Annotated in this window: 18 protein-coding genes; 10 read left to right on the top strand and 8 right to left on the bottom strand. The window is 59.4% G+C overall.

Annotated elements, in window-relative coordinates:
• Positions 1-25 precede the first annotated feature (25 nt).
• Positions 26-1,003: a GlxA family transcriptional regulator gene (locus J7413_RS03835; RefSeq protein ID WP_209096561.1), complete on the bottom strand. Its 978-nt coding sequence runs from the start codon at positions 1,001-1,003 to the stop codon at positions 26-28.
• A 74-nt stretch (positions 1,004-1,077) separates the two neighbouring features.
• On the opposite strand from J7413_RS03835, the gene J7413_RS03830 reads away from it, so the two are divergent.
• Positions 1,078-1,989 (top strand): 3-keto-5-aminohexanoate cleavage protein, encoded by a 912-nt coding sequence (locus J7413_RS03830; RefSeq protein ID WP_209078029.1) that lies wholly within the window; start codon positions 1,078-1,080, stop codon positions 1,987-1,989.
• Between the two features lie 220 nt (positions 1,990-2,209).
• Here J7413_RS03830 and J7413_RS03825 read toward each other — a convergent pair whose 3' ends face one another.
• Positions 2,210-2,674: a DUF1203 domain-containing protein gene (locus tag J7413_RS03825; RefSeq protein WP_209096559.1), complete on the bottom strand. Its 465-nt coding sequence runs from the start codon at positions 2,672-2,674 to the stop codon at positions 2,210-2,212.
• A 77-nt stretch (positions 2,675-2,751) separates the two neighbouring features.
• Here J7413_RS03825 and J7413_RS03820 point away from each other — a divergent pair, with 77 nt between their 5' ends.
• From J7413_RS03820 to J7413_RS03800, 5 genes are all read left to right on the top strand, one after another.
• Entirely contained in the window at positions 2,752-4,227 is a 1,476-nt protein-coding gene (locus tag J7413_RS03820; protein WP_209096557.1) for a carnitine 3-dehydrogenase, read from the top strand.
• Complete coding sequence (locus J7413_RS03815; protein ID WP_209096555.1) at positions 4,224-4,985, top strand: SDR family NAD(P)-dependent oxidoreductase; 762 nt, start codon at positions 4,224-4,226, stop codon at positions 4,983-4,985. Before J7413_RS03820 ends, J7413_RS03815 begins: the two co-directional genes overlap by 4 nt.
• A 130-nt stretch (positions 4,986-5,115) precedes the next feature.
• The gene (locus tag J7413_RS03810; RefSeq protein WP_209096553.1) at positions 5,116-6,348 is read left to right on the top strand and encodes an N-acetylmuramoyl-L-alanine amidase; all 1,233 of its coding nucleotides are present in this window, start codon (positions 5,116-5,118) and stop codon (positions 6,346-6,348) included.
• Between the two features lie 165 nt (positions 6,349-6,513).
• Positions 6,514-6,954: an NUDIX hydrolase gene (locus J7413_RS03805; RefSeq protein ID WP_209096551.1), complete on the top strand. Its 441-nt coding sequence runs from the start codon at positions 6,514-6,516 to the stop codon at positions 6,952-6,954.
• Positions 6,955-7,066: 112 nt separating this feature from the next.
• Complete coding sequence (locus J7413_RS03800; protein ID WP_209096549.1) at positions 7,067-9,622, top strand: penicillin-binding protein 1A; 2,556 nt, start codon at positions 7,067-7,069, stop codon at positions 9,620-9,622.
• A gap of 156 nt (positions 9,623-9,778) precedes the next feature.
• Here the strand turns inward: J7413_RS03800 and J7413_RS03795 are convergent, their stop codons facing one another.
• The 3 genes from J7413_RS03795 to J7413_RS03785 all read right to left on the bottom strand — a co-directional run bounded on the left by J7413_RS03795 (position 9,779) and on the right by J7413_RS03785 (position 13,485).
• Positions 9,779-10,240: an ACT domain-containing protein gene (locus J7413_RS03795; protein ID WP_209096547.1), complete on the bottom strand. Its 462-nt coding sequence runs from the start codon at positions 10,238-10,240 to the stop codon at positions 9,779-9,781.
• Positions 10,241-10,264: 24 nt separating this feature from the next.
• Complete coding sequence (locus J7413_RS03790; protein WP_209096545.1) at positions 10,265-11,386, bottom strand: Hint domain-containing protein; 1,122 nt, start codon at positions 11,384-11,386, stop codon at positions 10,265-10,267.
• A 293-nt stretch (positions 11,387-11,679) separates the two neighbouring features.
• Positions 11,680-13,485: a diguanylate cyclase gene (locus J7413_RS03785; RefSeq protein WP_247743301.1), complete on the bottom strand. Its 1,806-nt coding sequence runs from the start codon at positions 13,483-13,485 to the stop codon at positions 11,680-11,682.
• Positions 13,486-13,697: 212 nt separating this feature from the next.
• On the opposite strand from J7413_RS03785, the gene prfB reads away from it, so the two are divergent.
• The 3 genes from prfB to J7413_RS03770 all read left to right on the top strand — a co-directional run bounded on the left by prfB (position 13,698) and on the right by J7413_RS03770 (position 17,423).
• Positions 13,698-14,825, top strand: a complete 1,128-nt coding sequence (gene prfB, locus J7413_RS03780; protein WP_209096541.1) for a peptide chain release factor 2 — start codon at positions 13,698-13,700, stop codon at positions 14,823-14,825.
• 192 nt (positions 14,826-15,017) lie between these two features.
• The gene (locus J7413_RS03775; protein ID WP_209096539.1) at positions 15,018-16,445 is read left to right on the top strand and encodes an amidase; all 1,428 of its coding nucleotides are present in this window, start codon (positions 15,018-15,020) and stop codon (positions 16,443-16,445) included.
• A 231-nt stretch (positions 16,446-16,676) separates the two neighbouring features.
• A complete protein-coding gene (locus tag J7413_RS03770; RefSeq protein ID WP_209096752.1) occupies positions 16,677-17,423 on the top strand; it encodes a DUF2189 domain-containing protein in 747 nt (248 codons plus the stop codon).
• 74 nt (positions 17,424-17,497) lie between these two features.
• Here J7413_RS03770 and J7413_RS03765 read toward each other — a convergent pair whose 3' ends face one another.
• Complete coding sequence (locus J7413_RS03765) at positions 17,498-18,313, bottom strand: helix-turn-helix transcriptional regulator (protein WP_209096538.1); 816 nt, start codon at positions 18,311-18,313, stop codon at positions 17,498-17,500.
• Between the two features lie 261 nt (positions 18,314-18,574).
• On the opposite strand from J7413_RS03765, the gene J7413_RS03760 reads away from it, so the two are divergent.
• Entirely contained in the window at positions 18,575-18,976 is a 402-nt protein-coding gene (locus J7413_RS03760; protein ID WP_209096536.1) for a hypothetical protein, read from the top strand.
• A gap of 166 nt (positions 18,977-19,142) precedes the next feature.
• Here the strand turns inward: J7413_RS03760 and ilvN are convergent, their stop codons facing one another.
• Both ilvN and J7413_RS03750 read right to left on the bottom strand, forming a co-directional pair.
• Positions 19,143-19,706 carry an acetolactate synthase small subunit gene (gene ilvN / locus J7413_RS03755; protein WP_209096534.1) on the bottom strand — a complete coding sequence of 188 codons (564 nt, stop codon included), beginning with the start codon at positions 19,704-19,706 and terminating at the stop codon, positions 19,143-19,145.
• A gap of 22 nt (positions 19,707-19,728) precedes the next feature.
• Positions 19,729-20,307 carry a hypothetical protein gene (locus tag J7413_RS03750; RefSeq protein ID WP_209096528.1) on the bottom strand — a complete coding sequence of 193 codons (579 nt, stop codon included), beginning with the start codon at positions 20,305-20,307 and terminating at the stop codon, positions 19,729-19,731.
• Positions 20,308-20,333 lie beyond the last annotated feature (26 nt).

The following is a 20,333-nucleotide window of genomic DNA, read 5'->3' as shown; positions in this document are numbered from 1 at the left end:
GAGTATTTTTAGCAAAATGAAGGAGTTAGATTCGACTGCGGCGCAGGTCGCGGACAGACTTGCCGTGGGCGTTTTTGAAGGCGCGGGCGAAGCTGGTGGGGCTGTTGAAGCCTGTTGCCAGCGCAATGTCGCGTACTGTCAGGCGGGTGTCTGTGGCGAGGCGGAGGGCTTCTTCAAGGCGCAGATGCAGATATGTGGCCTGTGGGGAGCTGTTCAAATGCGCGGCAAAGCGCATCTCCAGCGTGCGGGTTGAGGTGCCGATGATGGAGGCGATAGCGGGGATGGAGAGCGGCGTGTCAAGCGCGCGGGCCATGACATCCAGCGCGCGCCCGACCTGCGGGTGCTGGCGCATCTGGCGCGGGGTTGAGGTGGGGCTTTGTGCCTGAGAGGGCATTGGATCATAGAGAAAGGCGCTTCCAACACGGCGGGCCAGATCGGGGCTGAAACGGCTGGCAATCAGGTGCAGCATCATGTCGATGCAGGGGCTTGCGCCGCCCGAGGTGGCGATGCGCCCTGACAGGCAAAACCGGTCCTGAAGCGTTTTAACCTGCGGAAACTGTTGAGAGAATTTTTCGAGGTCTTCCCAGTGGGTGGTGGCCTCATGACCATCGAGCAGCCCTGCGCGGGCAAGTAGCCAGGGGCCGCCATCGATGGCGGCGAGCGAGGCGCCTGCATTGTAAATACGGCGCAGCGAGGCGCGCAGGCGCGGGGTGGATTGTTCCTCCAGACGGAAACCCGCCACCACAAACAATAGATCACATCTGTCCAGCTCAGACAGCGCAGGGCCGGTGATTTCAAGGCCGCTTGTGAGCGCAGCGGGTGTGCCTTCAGCCGTGAAGAACTGCCATTTGAAGAGCGTTTTTCCGGCGCGGCGGTTGGCGGCGCGCATGGGGTCGACGGTGGCGGCAAAGCTCAGCGTGTTGCACTCATCCAGCACCAGAATGGCGGTGTTGAGCGGCGCGGGATTAGGGTGAAAAACGCCAATTTTTGCGGATTCAGTCATGTAATTTTCGTAAGGTGAAAAGTGTTGCGCCGCAAGAGCAGTACGGTTGGGCAAGGAGCAAGAAAGGAATCGCCATGCCGCTGCAAATGAATCGTGAGGTTTTCATCACCTGTGCCGTGACCGGATCGGGTGGGACGCAGGATCGCAGCCCGCATGTGCCGCGCAGCCCGAAGCAGATTGCCGACAGCGCGATTGCGGCGGCCAAGGCGGGCGCGGCGGTGGTGCATTGCCATGTGCGTGATCCGGAAACAGGTGCGCCGAGCCGTGATCTGGGCCTCTATCGCGAGGTGACCGACCGCATTCGCGACAGTGAGGTCGACATGGTGCTGAACCTGACCGCTGGCATGGGCGGTGACATGGTGTTTGGCGGTGTCGAGACCCCGCTGCCCACCGTGGCGGGCACAGATATGGTGGGGGCCACGGAGCGGGTGGCGCATGTGGCGGAATGCCTGCCGGAGATCTGCACGCTGGATTGCGGCACAATGAACTTTGCCGAAGCCGATTATGTGATGACCAACACGCCGGGCATGCTGACGGCGATGGGAAAAATGATGACGGATCTGGGGGTTAAGCCCGAGATTGAGGCCTTTGATACCGGGCATTTGTGGTATGCCAAACAGCTTGTGAAAGATGGCGTGCTGGAGCCCAATGCGCTTGTTCAGCTCTGTATGGGCGTGCCGTGGGGCGCGCCGGATGACCTCAACACCTTTATGGCGATGGTCAACAATGTGCCGGATGAGTGGACGTTTAGCGCGTTTTCTCTGGGCCGCAATCAGATGGCCTATGTGGCGGCTGCGGTGCTGGCAGGCGGCAATGTGCGCGTGGGGCTGGAGGACAATCTGTGGCTCGACAAAGGGGTGCTGGCGGAAAACTGGCAGCTTGTGGAGCGCGCGGGCACCATCATTGAGAACATGGGCGCGCGGGTGATTGGCCCGGCAGAAGTGCGCGAAAAGCTTGGCTTGGTGAAACGCGCGCCGAAGGGCTGAGGCCTTGCGGGAGGGCGGCGCAACAGCTGCGTGCGGCGGGGTAAGCTTTGCAGGCTTTTGTGCCTACCGCGCGCTGTTTGGCCAAAAACACAACACGTCGGTATCGCGTCGGTATCCCTACGGTATTGCGTCGGTGCCAAAAACGGCCCCTGAGTCGGCGCTGCAATGGTTAAGAAAGGCCGTTGCGCGGCCTTTTTTGCGCGCGGCAGAGCGGCGAGTTTCAGGCGGGTTTGATCCGGCACAGGAAGCAGTTGTTGGAGGCGCTGCGCACATCGACAAAGGCGATGTCGTCCCGCGCGAGCAGTGTGGCGGCATAGGCGCTGATCTCTGCCGTCGGGGTGACCTGGCCGGTGCCGTAGACAATGCGCTCCTCCGCGCTGTAGCCGCGCACAATATGGCTGGGCGCGCTCAGGATCGCCGGAAGGGCGGCGCTTGGCGGCGTGCCAGCACAGCTTTCACAGAGATAGATCGGGCCGGTTTCGGTGAAGGCGTTTTGGCCTTCAAAGGGGCGGTGGGCCAGCGTGAGGAACGGCTGCCCAGCGGCGGTTTCCGTCAGACACGACCGGCAGGGATGACCGGGGCCGTCACAAATCGCACGTTCCACGGGGTTGCCATAGGCGTCGATGCCGCTCGCGCGGATTGCGGCCACCTCGGCGGCGGGCAGCGGATGAAAATGAACAGACATAGGCGGTCTCCTTTTTTGAGGGAGACTAGGGCGCGCACAGAGGTGCAGCGACCCGTATCATGCGGAAAGGACACGGGATGACAAAGACAGCAGCGATTATTGGCGGCGGGGTGATTGGCGGCGGATGGGCGGCGCGGTTTCTGCTCAATGGTTGGGATGTGCGGGTGTTTGATCCGGACCCGGAGGCAGAGCGCAAGATTGGCGAGGTGATTGCCAATGCGCGGGTGAGCCTGCCGGGGTTGAGTGACACGGCTTTGCCAGCCGAGGGGACGCTAAGTTTTCATGAGACCATGTCTGAAGCTGTGGACGGCGCGGCTTGGATTCAGGAGAGCGTGCCCGAGCGGCTGGAGCTGAAGCGGAAGGTCTATCAGACGCTGCAGGAGCATTGCGCCGAGGAGGCCATCATTGGCAGCTCCACCAGTGGCTTTAAACCGAGCGAGCTGCAGGGCTGTGCGACGCGACCGGCGCAGATTGTGGTGACCCATCCGTTTAATCCGGTCTACCTGATGCCGCTTGTAGAGGTGGTGCCCACCGAGAAAAACCCACCGGAGATGGTGGCGCGTGTGAAAGAGATTTTGTCCGGGGTGGGGATGTTCCCGCTGCATGTGCGCAAGGAGATTGATGCCCATATTGCGGATCGCTTCCTGGAGGCGGTGTGGCGTGAGGCGCTGTGGCTGGTGAAAGACGGGATTGCCACCACCGAGGAGATTGATGAGGCGATCCGCATGGGCTTTGGCATTCGCTGGGCGCAGATGGGGCTGTTTGACACCTATCGCGTGGCGGGTGGCGAGGCCGGGATGAAGCATTTTATGGCGCAGTTTGGCCCTGCGCTGGAATGGCCCTGGACCAAGCTGATGGATGTGCCGGAGTTCACCGAAGAGCTGGTGGATCTGATTGCGGGGCAGTCTGACGCACAATCCGGCCATATGAGCATTCGTGAGATGGAGCGCATTCGCGACAACAATCTTGTGTCGATGATGCGGGCCTTGAAGGCGCAGGATTTTGCCTCCGGTGCGGTGCTGAACAAGCATGACGCCAAGCTCTCTGCCGAGGCGGGCATGGTGCGCACAGCCAGCGAGATTGCGGACCCAAGCCAGCCGATTGTGACGGTGCGCCGGGCGGTGCCGATCGACTGGCTGGATTACAACGGGCATATGACCGAGAGCCGCTATCTGCATGCCTTTGCCGATGCCACTGACCGGCTGATGGAGATCATCGGCTGTGATCAGGCCTATATCGCCACGGGTGGCAGCTTTTTCACCGCCGAGACCCATATCCGGCACATTGACGAGACCCATTTGGGCAGCGTGATTGAGGTGCGCACCCGCGTGCTGATGGGCGAAGGCAAGAAGATGCATGTCTGGCATGAGATGTATGCGGGCGAAAAGCTCTTGGCGACGGGGGAGCATATCCTGATTCATGTGAGCCTTGAGACGCGGCGGCCAGCGCCGTTTAGCGAAGAGATCGCCGCCAATCTGAAGATGATCTGCGCCGCGCAGGCGGATCTGCCTGCTCCGGAAGGGGCTGGGCGCTATGTGGGGCAGCCACGATGAGCGGCCGGGTTCTGATCACAGCGGGCGGCTCTGGCATTGGGCGCGCGATGGCGGAGGCTTTTGCGCGCGACGGCTGGCAGATCTGGGTCGCGGATCTGGATGGCGCGGCTTTGGCGGAGGTGCCGGATAGCTGGCGCAAGACGCAGCTTGATGTGACGGATGAGGCGGGCGTGGCCGCACTTTTTGCGGAGGTGGAGGCCGCATGGGGCGGGCTGGATGCGCTTTGCGCAAATGCCGGAGTTGCTGGGCCAACAGCGGCGGTGGAGGACATAAAACTGCAAGATTGGCAGGCCTGCGTGGCGGTTAATCTGGAAGGCGCGTTTCTGGCGGCCAAATATGCCGCACCTATGATGAAGGCGGCCGGGCAGGGGGCGATTGTGATCACCAGCTCAACGGCGGGGCAATACGGCTACCCGTATCGCGCGCCTTATGCAGCGGCGAAATGGGCGGTGATCGGGCTGACCAAAACGCTGGCGATGGAGCTGGGCAGCTTTGGTGTGCGGGCCAATGTGATCTGTCCCGGCGCGGTGGAAGGGCCGCGTATGGAGGGCGTTCTGGCACGGGAAGCGGCGGCCAAAGGCATGACGCGGGATGCGGTCTATGAGGGCTATGCCTCAGGCACAGCGCTGGGCGCCTTTGTGGAGGCGGGTGATGTGGCGGATATGGCGGTATTCTTGAGTTCCGACAAAGCGCGGATGATCAGCGGGCAGGTGATTGCCGTGGATGGCTTTACGGTGAACCCGGATCCAAAGGTGTGAAACACTGGTCTGTCCAAGCTTGGGTAAACCGGGCGTGGTATAGGCGGTCGCGCTGATATAGGGTGTGCCCAAAGACACGCGGAACAGCGGTGGGGCAGGCATGATTTTGAGCGCGCGATTTGGCAGATCTATGAGCTTTCTACGGGCGGCAGCTTTGGGGCTGTGCGTGGGTTTGGGGCCGACGTTTGCGGGCGCGCAGGAGGATGGGTTTTCCGCGTTGGCGCGTTTGGATGTGGCCGAGAGTGGCCTGTCTGACGGGCGGCGTGGGGTCACGGACCTGCGCCTCAGTCTGAGCCAAGGGGTGCCGTGGCGGGTGTTTACATTAGACGACCCACGACGGGTTGTGCTGGACTTTCGCGAGGTTGATTGGGGCACCCTCAAGGCGGGGGAACTCGGCAGTGCAGAAGGCGTGAGCGGGTTGCGCTTTGGGGCCTATCGTCCGGGGTGGAGTCGGATGGTGCTGGATTTGGCGGGACCATTTGATGTGGAAAGCGCGGAGATGGCTGTGGCCGAGGCCACGGGGGCGGCGACGCTGGCGCTGCGACTGGCGCCGACGGATGCGGCGGCTTTTGCGGCAGCGGCTGGCGCGCCCTATGATCCACGCTGGGATTTGCCTGCGCCCGCAGCAGAGGCAGCGCCTGCGCCACGCCCGGATTGGGCCCCGACACGGGTGATGATTGATCCGGGGCATGGCGGAATTGATCCGGGAGCTGAGCGGGGGGACGTGCAGGAAAAGGCGCTGATGTTGATGTTTGCGCGCGAGCTGCGTGACCTGCTGCGTCGGGCTGGGGACTTTGAGGTGATCATGACTCGGGATGCGGATGTGTTTGTCTCGCTTGAGGGGCGGGTCGCATTGGCGCATCAGCATCAGGCCGATGTGTTTTTGTCCTTGCATGCCGACAGCCTGAGCCAGGGCAATGCCAAGGGCGCGACGATTTACACCCTGTCAGAAGAGGCGAGTGACGCGGCCTCTGCTTTGCTGGCAGAACGGCACAATCGCGCGGACATCATCTCTGGTGTGGATCTGTCCGGCGCGGATGATGAAGTGACCGATGTGCTGTTGGATCTGGCGCGGATGGAGACGGAGCCGCGCACCGACAAACTGGCCCATTCCTTGGCAGATTCCTTGCGTGAAGGTGGTATAAGATTGAACCGTAAGCCCCTGAGAGAAGGCGCTTTTTCCGTCTTGAAGGCGGCGGATGTGCCCTCGGTTCTGATTGAGCTGGGCTTCATGTCAGATCAGCAGGATTTGGCCAATTTGCAGGATGCTGGATGGCGCGCGGCGATGGCGGCGGGTTTGCGCGACGGGTTGTTGGCGTGGATCGAAGAGGACAAAGCGACACGGGCGCTTGTGCGCCAATAGGCCTCGCCGCGCGACGGCCACCAGCCAATGACTTTCCAGACATGTGCGGTTGTGAGTGGCAAAGCTCCGCCTATTGCCGCAAACTTGAGGAAAGATGACTTCCCTTTGCGCCGCAAACACCGTCGAGTGCTGCCGGGGGAAGACGAACACAACAGACGGGTCGAAATGCGCGAATTTACCGATTTTGACGGGGCCAAGATGGCGCTTTTGAAAGGCGATCAGCTGGTCTCTATTCTGCGGGACGACAAGGCGGATATTCCGTTTCCGAACATGTGGGATTTCCCCGGCGGTGGGCGCGAGGATGGAGAAAGCCCCGAATCCTGTGTGCTGCGCGAATTGCGCGAAGAATTGGGGTTGGCGCTGCCTGAAGCAGCGCTGACCTACAAACGCCGCTACGCTTCTGGACGACAGGGTGAGGTGGTCACTTGGTTTTTTGTGGCGGAAGTGCCGGATCTGGACATCAACCGCTTGCGGCTGGGGGAGGAAGGGCAGGCCTGGCGCATGTGGGATGTGACGCGGTTTTTGCGAATGAACAATGCGGTGCCCAATATGAAAGCGCGGCTGGCGGAGTATCTGGAGCAGCGAGAGAACGCGTCGGCGTCTTGAAAAGCACCGTATGACGCAGCGCTTATTTGCCTGAGGCACAGAGAGGTGTTTTGACCCGCCCGGCGCGCCCCTATATAGAGAGGCTCTGAGCTGCGACTTAAGGGCCTTCGGCGTGATACGTTTTATTCTGTCTTTCTTCGGAACCATTTTCACCTTTGTCACCATGGGGTTGGCCGTTGTGGCGCTCTCTATTGGGGCGGTGTTCTGGATCTATGGGCAAGAGCTGCCAAGCCATGAGAGCCTTGCGCAGTACAAGCCGCCGACCATCAGCCGGATTTATTCGGGTGAGGGCCATATCATTGATGAATTTGCCAAAGAGCGGCGCTTGTTTGTGCCTGCGGAAGAGATTCCGGATATGGTGAAAGAGGCCTTTATCTCCGCAGAAGATAAGAACTTTTACTACCACTCGGGCTTTGATGCGCGCGGGATTGCAGCGGCGGCCGTAGAAGCGGTGCAGAGCCGTGGGGAAAGCGTGCGCGGGGCCTCGACCATCACGCAGCAGGTGATGAAAAACTTCCTGTTGTCAGGTGACCGGCGCATTGAACGTAAGATCAAAGAGATCATTCTGGCGACCCGCGTCGAGGAGACGCTGAGCAAGGATCAGATCCTTGAGCTCTATATGAACGAGATTTTCCTCGGGCAGAACTCTTATGGTGTGGCCGCAGCCGCGCAGACATATTTTAACAAGTCGCTGGAAGAGCTTGCCCCCCATGAGGCGGCGACTTTGGCTTCCATGCCCAAAGCGCCGGGCAAGTTTCACCCTGTACGCAACAAAGAGCGGGTGCTGGCGCGGCGCAACTTTGTGCTGAAGGAAATGGCCGAAAACGGCTATATCACGCAGGCGGTCTATGAGGCTGAAAAGGAGCTGCCGCTGCGCTCGGTGCAGAATGGTGATTATGAGAGCTTCAAATCAACTCTGCCATCGCGGGATTATTTCACGGATGAGATTCGCCGACAGTTGAGCCGTGACTTTGGCGAGGACGAGTTCTTCTCCGGCGGGATGACCGTGCGTTCGACCGAGGACCCGGAGATGCAGGATGTGGCGGCGCGAGCGCTGCGCCGTGCGCTTGAAAAATATGACCGCAGCCGTGGCATCTGGCGGGGCACAGGCGAGGTGATTGAGGCCGGCCTGCTGACAGATGAGGTTGCATGGCGCGGTGCGCTGGCGGATGTGTTGGTGCCACGTGATGTGGATCTTGAGGGGCAATGGTATCCGGCGGTTGTGCTGGACGTTGGCAGCAATGATGCGCGGATCGGGATCGAGGGCGTGGAAGATGACGCCGACGGCCATTGGATCAGTGCCAAAGATGTGACCTGGGCGCGCAAACGGCTTGCGGATGGTTCGCTTGCCCGCAAGGCGCGTGTAGCGGGCGATCTGGTTTCTGAGGGTGACGTGGTGCTGGTACGTGCCATCACTAACGACGACAGTGGCGATTTTGTGCGCTGGTCTTTGCGGCAGGTGCCGGAGGTGCAGGGCGGCTTTATGGCGATGGACGTGAACAACGGCCGTGTGATCGCCATGCAGGGTGGCTTTAGCTATCAGGACACGGTGTTCAATCGCGCGACGCAGGCGAAGCGTCAGCCGGGATCTAGTTTTAAGCCCTTTGTCTATGCCTCGGCCCTGGACAGCGGCTATTCCCCCGCGACCATCGTGATTGACGCGCCTATTGAGATCAACACACCGCAGGGGGTCTGGCGCCCGAAGAACTCGACCAACAAATTCTACGGGCCGACCCCGCTGCGCACTGGCATTGAGATGAGCCGGAACCTGATGACCATTCGTCTGGCGCAAGAGGTCGGGATGGAGACCGTGGCGCGCTATGCAGAACGGTTTGGTGTTTATGACAATATGGGGGCGTTTCTGGCGAACTCGCTGGGCGCGGATGAAACCACGCTGTATCAGATGGTGGCGGCCTATGCGATGTTTGCCAATGGCGGTGAGCGGGTTGAGCCGACCTTGGTAGACCGAGTGCAGGACCGCTATGGCAAGACGATTTATCGTCATGACCAGCGCGAGTGTACCGATTGTCTCGACCCAAGTATCCCGGCCACACGGGGGCCGCGGATCGTGACCAATCGGGAGCGGGTGATGGATGCGGTGACTGCCTATCAGCTGACCTCGATGATGGAAGGCGTGGTGACGCGCGGTACGGCAAGCAGCCAGATCAACCTGCCTGTACCGGTGGCGGGTAAGACCGGCACCACTAATGAGGCCAAAGACGTGTGGTTTGTCGGCTTCACCAGCAATATCGTGGCAGGCTGTTACATCGGTTATGACCGGCCGCGGCCGCTGGGGCGTGGGGCGTATGGTGGCACCACCTGTGGGCCGGTGTTCCAGGAATTTATGGAAGAGGCCGTGCAGAAATACGGCGGTGGTAAGTTCCGCGTGCCGCCGGGTGGGCATTTCATCAAGATTGACCGCTACACCGGCGCACGGCTGGATGGCGATGCCAGCGGCGCAAATGTGGTGGCGGAGTATTTCCGCGATGGCGAAGAGCCGATTTTTGGCATCACCTATGACGGTGGTTTTGCGATGGGGCAGAACCTGCCGCTGGTGGAAGAGGTTGCCAAATCGGCTGGCCGAGAGGTGACCACCTCAAGCGGTGGCACCGGGATTGTGGGGCCAAAGGCTGACTTTGGTACGGTGAGTTCGGGTGGGCTTTATTGATCTAACCGCCTGACACGCGCAACATGTGACACGATGAGGCCCCGGTCAGATGGTGACCGGGGCCCTTTTTATGGCCGCATAGGGCTGTGGTCTGGCAAAGCCCCTGAGACCGGGTACGCTGGTTTCAGGGGGCGTTGTCGGACCGATTGTCAGGCGTTAGGCGACAAATTCGTGCCCCTGTGCAGTGAGTAGGTTCTGAACACTGTCAAAATGCTCTGAAGGGACAAGGATATGCTCTCCGTCAAAGGTGCAGAGCACGAACACGCCAATGCCGGCGGCGGATATGGGCGCTATGAGTGCGGCGACAATGGCGGCTTCGTCAAAGGCGAATGGACCCAGCGTGCGGAAGCAGGCCCATCCGCGCTGGGCTGTGACCTCTGGCGGGACGAGATGGGCCTCACACACAAGGGTCAGCTCATCCTCCGCTCTCACCATGGCAGAGAAGGCCCTGCCGGTGAACCAACTCGGCAGCGCGGCGTCCGATGGGAGTTTTGCCACAGCGAAATGGCCGGAAATGTGTTTGAGGCGCACGTTTGGGGCTTTTCCGATTGGGCTTGCAAGGTTTGTCAGGCTTGGCTGTGCGGGGGAACAGCAGGGTGTCAGTGTTGCAGTGGCCATTTCTATCTGAGGCGTCGCCTCAGCCTAGGAGTGGCAATAGATCGGCATGTTGTTGGCCTGGTGCCGGGCGACCATTTTTTTGACCCGTTTGCCTTGAGCGGGGATGTGGCGGGCGGAGGTGGGTTTGAAACCGGGCGCGCAGATTTCAGGGAACAGCGTTTCGATTTCGGCGCGACCCGCCGGTGAGAGCGCTTTGAGCGCCTGCGGACCGGTGAATAGGCTTTCGGAGGGCGCACCGTTGGACCAGACGACCTGATGGTCATCAAACAGGATGTGCCAGTAGGTCACGCCCTCCGACGTGTCACCAAGCACCTCGATGCCATCCAGTGGCAGAAGTTTATGGGCCGGGACCAGCACGTCTCTGGTGCCAAACATGCGCATGGCAACCTTTGAGGACACCAGCATCCGGTGCTGGGGAGACACGCAAAGATCGCGTTGCGGATACCCGAGCCCCAGGGCGTTTGCCTTGATCAGGATCGGTTTGAGTTTTGGTGTGGCCCGCAAATGCGCGCCATCCAGTGCGCATGACCCGATCCAGCGAATGGGTTCGTAGGTGCCGTCATAGGTCAGCACAAGATCGCCAGCATGCAGCGCCTCAACCGGTTTGGAGCCAAGCAGCGTTTCAATTTGGGTGCCTGCGACAAAACAGGGCACGTCCTCAAAATCGCCACTTGCGTTGGTGGGGCCGGTGACCGACTGATCCACGACAACGGTGTTGGGCCCATCGTCGTTCCAGGCGCTTGCGATGGCGGCTGAGTTGACGGTGAGACCATTGAACAGCTCCAGCTCTTCGAGGGGGCCGTTGTTAAATTTCATGCCATAGAGAGCGATGGTGCCGTCGGGATTGATCTCAAGTCGAAACACTGGGTCGGGATCGACCCCGGAATTGCGCAGCTGCCAGATCTCTGGCGTGTTGGTGCCGTAGCGGTCGCCATCGGCGAAACGCACGGTTTGCCCCGCTGTGGCCGCTGTTTGAAACTGCAGTTCGTTCGGGGCGCCCGCAGGGCCGCCAACAAACAGATCCACACCGTTGATTTGGACATTGATGCTGTTGTCGAGACGATCAAAGTCGATGACAAAACCATTGCCCGGTGTTGGATCGGTGTAGGTGGTGGAATTGCCACCACTGATGCTGAAACTGGGCACGTGAAATTCTTTCTCTGTGCGCGTTAGGCGATCTCTTCTGTGGTGAGCCACAGCGGATCGCAAACCAAATGTACTATAACCGAAGTGACCCCACGGTTTCCGCAGGGGTATTAAGAGAATTAGGCAAAATTTAGAAGATTTGTAGTGTACACCATGACGTTTAATTTTTCGTCAAGATTTGTGGCGGCTTGGGTGCAAGCGTTCTGCCCTGTGCAGAGGGAGGGGCGGGGGAATTTCCCTCTGTAAAATAGAAAAACCCCACCAGATTTGGTGGGGCTTGGTGTTTTTTAGCCTTAGCCTGCCTTCTTTTGGGGTGCGTCGTCTGTGTCTTCAGGCGCTTCAGTGGCCGCGGATGGTAAGGCCGTCGGGGTTGTTTTTTCCCACGGCTCCCCCTCATGTTCCCCGGTCTCGAGACTATCGGCCACAACCACCTTGTTTCGTCCCAGTGCCTTGGCCTGATAGAGGGCATCATCTGCGCTGCGCAGCAGCATCTGGGGCAGGGTGCCGTGTTCTGGATACATGGACAGACCAACAGAGATGGTGATGCGGGGCAAAGTCTTCTCGCTATAGCGCACTTTGATGTTTTCCACAGCGCGCCGCAGGTTCTCTGCGCGTTCCTGAGCCTGATCGAGCCCGGTGCCCGGGAGAATAAGCGTGAACTCTTCGCCGCCCGGGCGGCAGGCCACATCGTCGCGGTCGCAATCCTGTTGCAGCACCGAGCCTACGGCGCGCAGCACCATATCCCCGGCATCATGGCCGTGGGTGTCGTTGAACTTTTTGAAGTGGTCCACGTCAATCGCGATCACCGCAAAGGGTTCTGTGCTGCGCTGGCTGTCACCGATGGTTTTGCGCAGGGTTTCGTTCATGTGACGGCGGTTGAACAGACCTGTGAGCGGGTCGCGCACGGATTGGTCATGCAGCTCGTCGCGCATGCGCACATTGGCGATGGCCATCGAAATCTGCTCAGAGCACATCTGCGCCAGATCCCGATTGGCGTGAAACATCTCTGAATCGTTGCTTTTGGCACGTAGGTGCAGCAGGCCGACGGTTTCGCCATGCGCCAGAATTGGGAAGCAGAAATAGGGGTGATCGTTGTGTGGCTCAGCATGCGAGCATGTGAAATTGATCTCGCTATCGCCATATTCATAGGTGCGACCACGGCGCAGGCCCCAGCATTCGTCCGGGCGAATGTGGTCTTTGTGGTTGCCACCGTTCCAGCTGGCCCAGCCATCCAGCACATCGCGGGAGTTGGAGTAGACGTACACGCTGCCTTCGGCATCCGGAAGCACATGGGTCATGAAGCGTTTGACCATGTCAAAGAGTTCATCCAGAGAGCGGCTGGATTGCAGCCATTCGTTCAGCTCACCCAGAATTTTGACGTCGCGGGCAAGTTTGAGCTGCTCGCTGAGCAGTTTCTTTTCTTTGGTGGTACGACGGGTGAGGGCCTGATATTGGCGCCTGTTTGCACGGAAAAGCACAAAGGCCACGGCAGTCACCGTTGCAATTGCCAGAGCGGTGAGGCCTGCCAAAAGCACGCGAACCCGCATGAGGAACCGGGCGCGGGTGTCGGTGATGTCCGTGTAAAACTCAAGCGCGCCAATCACGCGGCCATCAGAAATGACGGGTTCATAAATTTCTGCGACCTCATGCGTGGCCACATCCTGTGAGAGAGCGTGGAGCGCCAGCCCATCGATTTCAGCGGCGGGTTTCTGGGTGCGGCGGTAGGAGGTCTTGCCTTGCAAGATCTCCTGCGCAGGGAAGGTGTCGGCATCCGACAGCCCTTTGTCGCCGGAGCGTGTGGACCAGATCACCAGCCCCTCGGTGTCATAGAGTTTGAAGCGATAGACATCGGAGGCTTCTGGCAGCAGCTCAAAGTAGCTTATGTTATTGCTGGTCAGCTCACCATTGAGGAAGGTCCCCGCGGGGTCATCAAGATGCAGGATCACCCGGCGTTGCCAGAGTTCGGAGTGTTTGCGCAGATCCGCTTCCATCAGGGTTTCCACAATTGGAACGGATACCTGATGTACCCCAAACATCGCTGCCGCAGCGCCAGAAAAGCAAAATAAGATGGAGAGGGAGAGTTTGGCGAACTTTCGCATAAGGTGCATCCTGAAAAAATCTACACTCCTGTTGCCACAAAGTCTTAAGCCTTCGGTAAAATTCAGAGCGCCTTTCAACCGACAATTTTCCGAAAACATGTCATGTATCTTCATTGATGGTCTCTGGTTTGGCTGTGAGGCGCGCCTCGTGCCTTGCCCCCTTTGCGGCTCTGCGCTATCACCCTGATCTGAACCGGAATGAGGCTAAGATCATGCGCGCGGACGCTCAGAATACTGTTACAGAGATCGAGAAATCCCTGACCCTATTGCGCCAGCGTATGGATTGGGAAACGGCAGCCTATCGTCTTGAAGAATTCAACGCCCGCGTAGAAGATCCGGACCTGTGGAACGATGCCGAAGGCGCACAGAAACTGATGCGGGAGCGTCAGTTGCTTGTGGATGCGATGGACACCGTGAAATCCATCGAGACCGAGCTGTCTGATAACGTCGAGCTGATTGAGCTGGGCGAGATGGAAGAGGACGAAGAGGTTGTTTCCGAAGCTGAGGCCGCGTTGAAAACGCTGGCGGAGAAGGCGGCGGAGAAAGAACTTGAAGCGCTTCTCGACGGCGAAGCGGACGGCAATGACACCTTCCTTGAGATCAACTCTGGTGCGGGTGGCACGGAAAGCTGTGACTGGGCGTCTATGCTGGCGCGGATGTATGTGCGCTGGGCGGAGAAGAAGGGCTACAAGGTTGAGCTGCAGTCCGAGACACCGGGCGAAGAGGCAGGCATCAAATCCGCAGCGTATAAAATTTCCGGGCACAATGCCTATGGCTGGCTGAAGTCGGAAAGCGGTGTGCACCGTCTGGTGCGGATTTCGCCTTATGACAGTGCTGCCAAGCGCCATACCTCCTTCAGTTCGGTCTGGGTCTATCCGGTGGTGGATGACAACATCGAGATTGAGGTGAACCCGGCAGACATTCGCGTGGACACCTACCGCTCCTCAGGGGCGGGTGGTCAGCACGTCAACACCACCGACTCTGCGGTGCGGATCACCCACATGCCGACAGGCATTGTTGTGACCAGCTCGGAGAAATCGCAGCACCAGAACCGCGATATCGCCATGAAGGCGTTGAAATCGCGGCTCTATCAGATGGAGCTGGACCGCCGGAACGCAGATATCAACGCGGCGCATGAGGCCAAAGGCGATGCAGGCTGGGGCAACCAGATCCGCTCTTACGTGCTGCAGCCCTATCAGATGGTGAAAGATCTGCGCACAAGCCATGAAACCAGCGACACCAAAGGGGTGCTCGATGGCGATCTGGACGGGTTTATGGCGGCGACGCTGGCGATGGATGTGGCGGGCATGAGCCGCGCGGACGCGCAGGCGGACGACTGATCCTGACCTTTCGGGCGCTGCTGCGCTGAGAAGGAAGGGAGGGGCGTTGCCCCTGCCACCGCAAGCGGTGTCTACCCCAGGATATTTTGTGAATGAGAAGACGGCGTGTCCTTTGAGGGCGCGCCATTTGCGCTATTGAGGCTTGCGGTTGTGGGCGGATCGTGCTGCGATTGCCGTGGAGGGTGACAGCAGATGAGCGATTTTCTGGACTGGGATGCAGGGGTTCTGATTGCGGCGTTGCGCGAGGGGCGGCTGACGGCGGAGGCTGTCATGACAGCCACATTGGCGCGGATAGCAGCGCGCAACGGGGCGGTGAATGCGATTGTGGATCTGCGGGCGGCAGAGGTCTTGCTGGCAGAGGCACGCGCGGCGGATGCGGTGCCCTATGAGGCGCGGGGCGCGTTGCACGGCATGCCCATGGCGATCAAAGCGCTTGCGCATGTCAAAGACACGCGCAACACTGAAGGCAGCCCCTTGTTTGCCGACCGGATTTCAGAGGCTGACAGCGCCTTTGTCGCGCGGATGCGTGCAGCGGGAGCGATATTCATTGGCAAAACCAATGTGCCGGAGTTCGGGCTGGGCAGCCACAGCTACAACCCGGTGCATGGGGTCACACGCAACCCGTTTGACGCCGCACGTACAGCTGGGGGCAGCTCTGGGGGCGCTGGGGCTGCACTGGCGCTGGGGCTGGTGACGTTGGCGGATGGCAGCGACATGATGGGGTCACTGCGCAATCCGGCCGGATGGAACAATGTGTACGGCTTTCGCCCCAGTTGGGGGGTGGTGCCGCGGGAGGTGGGCGCAGAGAGTTTCTGGCAGCAGCTGTCCACGATTGGACCCATGGCGCGCAGCCCAAGAGACTGCGCCTTGCTGCTGCGGGTGATGGCGCAGGCGGAGGCGGGCGTGCCGTTTAACATGCCAACGCAGGACTGGGACGTGCCGGAGCACTGCAATGCAGAGGGGTTGCGCATCGGCTGGCTGGGTGACTGGGGCGGCGCAATGCCGATGGAGGAGGGCATTCTGCCACTCTGTGAGGCGGGGTTGACGGTGCTTGCGGATCTTGGAGCCGAGGTTGTGGCGCTGGAGCCTCCGTTTGATGCAGAGGCGATGTTTCAGAGCTGGAGCAGGCTGCGTGCCTTTGCCTTGGCGGGGGAGCTTGCGCCGCTGTATCAGGATGTGCAGACACGGGAGCGGCTGAAGCCGGAGGTGCAGTGGGAAGTGCGCCGGGGCATTGAGATGGATGCCATGGGGTTGCACCAGGCAAGTCGGGTGCGCTCGGCCTGGTATGTGGCTGCAGCTGAGATGTTTGCGCAGTTTGACGCGGTGGTCTTGCCTGTGGCGCAGTGTTTCCCGTTCCCGGCGGAATGGGACTGGCCCAAGGACATCGCGGGGCAAGCGATGGATAGCTACCACCGTTGGATGCAGGTGATGGTGCCTGCAAGTCTGTTGGGATTGCCTGCGATCAGTGTGCCTGTCGGGTTTGATGCCCGTGGTCTGCCGATGGGGATGCAGATTATCGGTGCCAAAGGGGCGGATCGAAAGATTTTGGAGATCGCGCAGGCCTACCATAGTGCCACCCATTGGCCGCAGGCGCATGCGCCAAAGCTGTCCATCGGTTGATTTGACGCGCCAAAGCCGCTTTCATGGTCTCTGGAGGAACAGGCGCGGGGAGGGCGCATGTCTGAGGAGAGCATACAAGGTAATGTAGCAGGGCGCATTCCGGAGAAGACAGAGGGGGCATCGCGTGTCGCCGAGGCAGATGCGCAGGCTCACACCCGGTTTTCAGCGGCGCGAGCGGCAGATGGTGCGCGGGCACATGGGGTGCCCACGCTGGGTCACGTGCGGGTGGATATGCTGGCACAGGCCCTGCGGCTTGGGCTGCGAGACTTCATGAAGAAGCCCGTCTATGGACTTGGATTCGCAATGTTTTATGTACTTGGAGGCTGGGCCATGGTCTGGCTCACCTTGGCGAGCGGGCAGAGTTATTGGCTGACGTTTGCGGCGATTGGATTTCCACTATTGGGGCCTTTTGCAGCTGTGGGGCTCTATGAGGTGTCTTTGCGGCTTGAGCGGGGCTGGCGCATGGACTGGCCCTTGATTGCAGGTGTGGTGCTGCGCCAGAGCAAGCGGCAGTTGCCGTCGATCTGTGCGGTTGTCATCATCGTGTTCTTGTTCTGGTTTTTTCTGGGGCACATGATTTTTGCCCTGTTTCTGGGGCTGTCGGTGATGACGAATATTTCCAGTTCTCTGGAGGTCTATACCACCGCAAACGGGCTAATGATGCTCGGGGTTGGCTCTGTGGTCGGTTTTCTGTTTGCGATGCTGCTGTACATGATCACGGTGCTTGCCCTGCCTTTGCTGCTGGACCGCGAGCTGGATTTTGTCACGGCGATGATTGCGAGCTTTCAATATGTGCAGGCACACCTTGGGGTGATGCTGATTTGGGCGGCCACGGTTTCCGGGCTGACCTTTGCAGCGATGGTGCCGGGGTTTCTGGGCCTGTTTGTGATCTTTCCCGTGCTGGGCCACGCGAGTTGGCATCTCTATGCGCAGATCAAAGCTGCCGGGGTAGAAGAGGAGGCGCGCGCGGCGCTTTAACTCGTGTCAGGTGGTGTTTGGGTCGGGCGCTTAGCGTCTGTGCCCCACTGCACCCTAAGCCACCTTTCGGGGCGTCACGCGAAAGGTTGGTCGACGCGCAGATGGTCCTGATGGCTTTGGGGCAGGTCGCTGAGAGGCAGATAGCCTGTCATGGCGGCCACAGCGCGGGCGTCTGAGAGCCCGCCGGTCAAACGCTCAAAAACAAGCCGCGTGATGCGCCGTTTTGTGGCGTCCTCACGGTCCGGGCGGGCCGCAAATCCAACCCAGAGCTGGGTCGGGGAGTCGCTGACGCGGGTGAGGTAGTTGAACACGCTGGCAATGTTGTTGCGGTGCGATTGCATAAAGTAGAGGTCGTCTTCTTGCGGGGTGATCACGGCGCGAAATTCGCGCAGGGCGCTGTCGGTTGGCAAGGACACTTCGCGCATGGCGCTGCGGCTGGCGTAACCGCGTAGTAGCGTGAACCCGTCACTGCGGAACACATAAACCAGCCCGTGAATAACCAAGTCCGTGTGCAAAAAGCTTTGTCGAGAAAACCGATAGAAGCCGGGGGGGAAACGTTCTTCGCTGATGCAGCCGGGTTTGGGGCCGACAAACCCATCAAGAAAGGGGTGCGTGTGACCGGGACCGCTGTCGGCGCTTGCGGCGAGTGGGCCAAGCAAGATGCGGGCGTCTACTTCAAAGAAGCTGCAGATCTGGGCGATGATTTCCGGGCGCGGAAAGCTTTCTCCGGCCAAGTAGCGATTAAACTGGGTTCGGTTGATGCCAAGATCGCGGCATAGGCTGGAAATCGACCGATAAGGCTTTGTCAGTTCGCGCAGATTTCGACTGAAGGTTTCACGCAGCTCCTTCGGGGAAAGTTCCAGGTTGTTTTGAGACTCTGAAGTTTTCACTGCGCGCTCTTTGATCGTTGAAGAAATCATACATATACGAGAACCACACATATTCAATTTTCGCTGGATTTTACCCAACGACAGGCGCTAACTATAGAGCGATGATGCTCTTTAGCGTCAGGAGCGCCAGAACGGTGCGAAACAAAGACCCTGTCCGCCAGTAGGCAGTTTTAAAGGGGGGCCGCGTTTGCGCAAGCCCCCGCCAGGGCGAAAGAAAGGTGTTGTATTGCACGGGTAAGGTAGACTTTTGGGGAGTATGGAATGCTCGGTTTGGTACTTTGGAGTGATCCAAAGCGCCGTAAGGCCCTGATTTGGTGCGAAGATCAGAAAGATCTCGCATTTTTTGACGGGACGCAGGACAGCGAAAACACAACAATTGGTGGACGGGACACGCCAATTGTACCACGTGTGGGCGATCTGTTGGTGTTTGATATTTGTCACAGCGAGCAGCTGCGGCGTGCAACCAACATTCGTCTGTTCGCGCATAGGGATGCGGATGATTTGATCGACATGCTGAAGACGGCGAGTCGGTTGGCCCTTGGAGGCGAATCTCTGCCCTTTCAGCCTGTGATGAAGACGGAGAGTGACAATGTTATACGCTTTCCGTCAGAACGGTGCGCAAAAGCTTCGGCAACTGACTTGGAGAGCTTGGAGCACGGATAGCACGGCTGCGCGTTGGTCGTGTCAGACGTGGTCTGGTTTCTAAGCCCTCAGCACGGGGCAGTGTTGAGGGGAAGACCCTAAACAGAAAAGATGTGGCCCGCTGTGGCCTGTCTTAAACCAAAAAAGGGAGGCCTGTGGCCTCCCTTTTCATTGTTTCATGAGCTGTTTATTCGGAGCCGCGAGAGAGGGCCGCCACGCCGGTGCGCGCTACCTCGATCAGGCCGAGCGGGCGCATGAGATCGGCAAAGGCGTCGATTTTCTCAGGCGCGCCGGTCAGTTCAAAGACAAAGCTTTCCAGCGTGCTGTCCACGGCATTGGCGCGGAAGATATCTGCCAGACGCAGGGCCTCCACACGTTTGTCGCCCGTGCCTGCCACTTTGAAGAGAGCAAGTTCGCGCTCAACAGAGGGGCCTTCGACAGTCAGGTCATGTACGTCATGCACCGGCACAATGCGGCCCAGCTGTGCTTTGATCTGTTCGATAACCTGCGGTGTGCCGGTGGTCACAACGGTGATGCGCGACAGCTTGCCGGTGTGATCCACTTCCGCCACGGTGAGGCTTTCGATGTTGTAGCCACGGCCGGAAAACAGGCCAATCACACGCGCCAATACGCCCGGCTCGTTGTCGACCAGAACCGCCAGCGTGTGGGCTTCTTGCGTGTCCGAGAAATTGGGACGTAGGTTGTAAGCAGAGTGGCTCGTGGAGCCTTTCTTGATTTTTAGAGCAGCCATGATGATCTGTTCCTCAATTACATTACCGATAAAAGCCGATGAGCTTGCAGTCATACAGACCGACCATCTCATGGACGCGCTTCTGAACTGGTGTGGCCTCTTTAAACGCTTCGCTTGCGACTTCTTCACACTCGCGGCGAGCACTATCCTCGGCGTCTTTTTTGCTTTGGTAGTTGGTACTCCAACCTGATTGCTTGTTAGGAGTCGCAAAAATTGCGCCCCAATTGCCATTGGTTGTTTCGCGCTCTACTTCAGTAACGCGCTTATACATCGTCGGGGACATGCCGCGTGTGGCTTCTGGGTTCTTTGGGGAAAGTGTCGCATAAAGCCGGCAAGGGCGGCCTTCGTTATGCGCCTTGCAAAAAGCCTCCCCTACAGCTTTGGCGTCTTCCACTGTGTAGGCGTTGTCACTGCTTCCCCATCCGCCTTTACCTGAACGGGTAACATAGAATGCACCATACGCACGATTGCGCTGTTTGAACTCGTCAAACGCACCAACCGCTTTCCCTGAAACGCCTACAGAGCTTTGAATTTCCAGCTCTGTAGCTGATGTGCTTCCTGTCAGTGAGGAGCTGCATGCGCTTAATGATAGTGCGGCCACTAAGGTTACGAGCGCGGACCTAGGTA

The sequence above is a fragment of the Shimia sp. R10_1 genome, from assembly GCF_017744095.1.
Lineage (GTDB): Bacteria > Pseudomonadota > Alphaproteobacteria > Rhodobacterales > Rhodobacteraceae > Shimia.
The sequence above is the reverse complement of the archived record's forward strand: the minus strand, read 5'-3'. Positions and strand labels throughout refer to the sequence as shown.

Excerpts from the sequence above, each read along its gene's own strand:
- J7413_RS03835 (WP_209096561.1), bottom strand. The coding sequence starts at position 1,003 with ATGACTGAATCCGCAAAAATTGGCGTTTTTCACCCTAATCCCGCGCCG.
- J7413_RS03830 (WP_209078029.1), top strand. The coding sequence starts at position 1,078 with ATGCCGCTGCAAATGAATCGTGAGGTTTTCATCACCTGTGCCGTGACC.
- J7413_RS03825 (WP_209096559.1), bottom strand. The coding sequence starts at position 2,674 with ATGTCTGTTCATTTTCATCCGCTGCCCGCCGCCGAGGTGGCCGCAATC.
- J7413_RS03820 (WP_209096557.1), top strand. The coding sequence starts at position 2,752 with ATGACAAAGACAGCAGCGATTATTGGCGGCGGGGTGATTGGCGGCGGA.
- J7413_RS03815 (WP_209096555.1), top strand. The coding sequence starts at position 4,224 with ATGAGCGGCCGGGTTCTGATCACAGCGGGCGGCTCTGGCATTGGGCGC.
- J7413_RS03810 (WP_209096553.1), top strand. The coding sequence starts at position 5,116 with ATGAGCTTTCTACGGGCGGCAGCTTTGGGGCTGTGCGTGGGTTTGGGG.
- J7413_RS03805 (WP_209096551.1), top strand. The coding sequence starts at position 6,514 with ATGCGCGAATTTACCGATTTTGACGGGGCCAAGATGGCGCTTTTGAAA.
- J7413_RS03795 (WP_209096547.1), bottom strand. The coding sequence starts at position 10,240 with ATGGCCACTGCAACACTGACACCCTGCTGTTCCCCCGCACAGCCAAGC.
- J7413_RS03785 (WP_247743301.1), bottom strand. The coding sequence starts at position 13,485 with ATGCGAAAGTTCGCCAAACTCTCCCTCTCCATCTTATTTTGCTTTTCT.
- prfB (WP_209096541.1), top strand. The coding sequence starts at position 13,698 with ATGCGCGCGGACGCTCAGAATACTGTTACAGAGATCGAGAAATCCCTG.
- J7413_RS03775 (WP_209096539.1), top strand. The coding sequence starts at position 15,018 with ATGAGCGATTTTCTGGACTGGGATGCAGGGGTTCTGATTGCGGCGTTG.
- J7413_RS03770 (WP_209096752.1), top strand. The coding sequence starts at position 16,677 with ATGCTGGCACAGGCCCTGCGGCTTGGGCTGCGAGACTTCATGAAGAAG.
- J7413_RS03760 (WP_209096536.1), top strand. The coding sequence starts at position 18,575 with ATGCTCGGTTTGGTACTTTGGAGTGATCCAAAGCGCCGTAAGGCCCTG.
- ilvN (WP_209096534.1), bottom strand. The coding sequence starts at position 19,706 with ATGGCTGCTCTAAAAATCAAGAAAGGCTCCACGAGCCACTCTGCTTAC.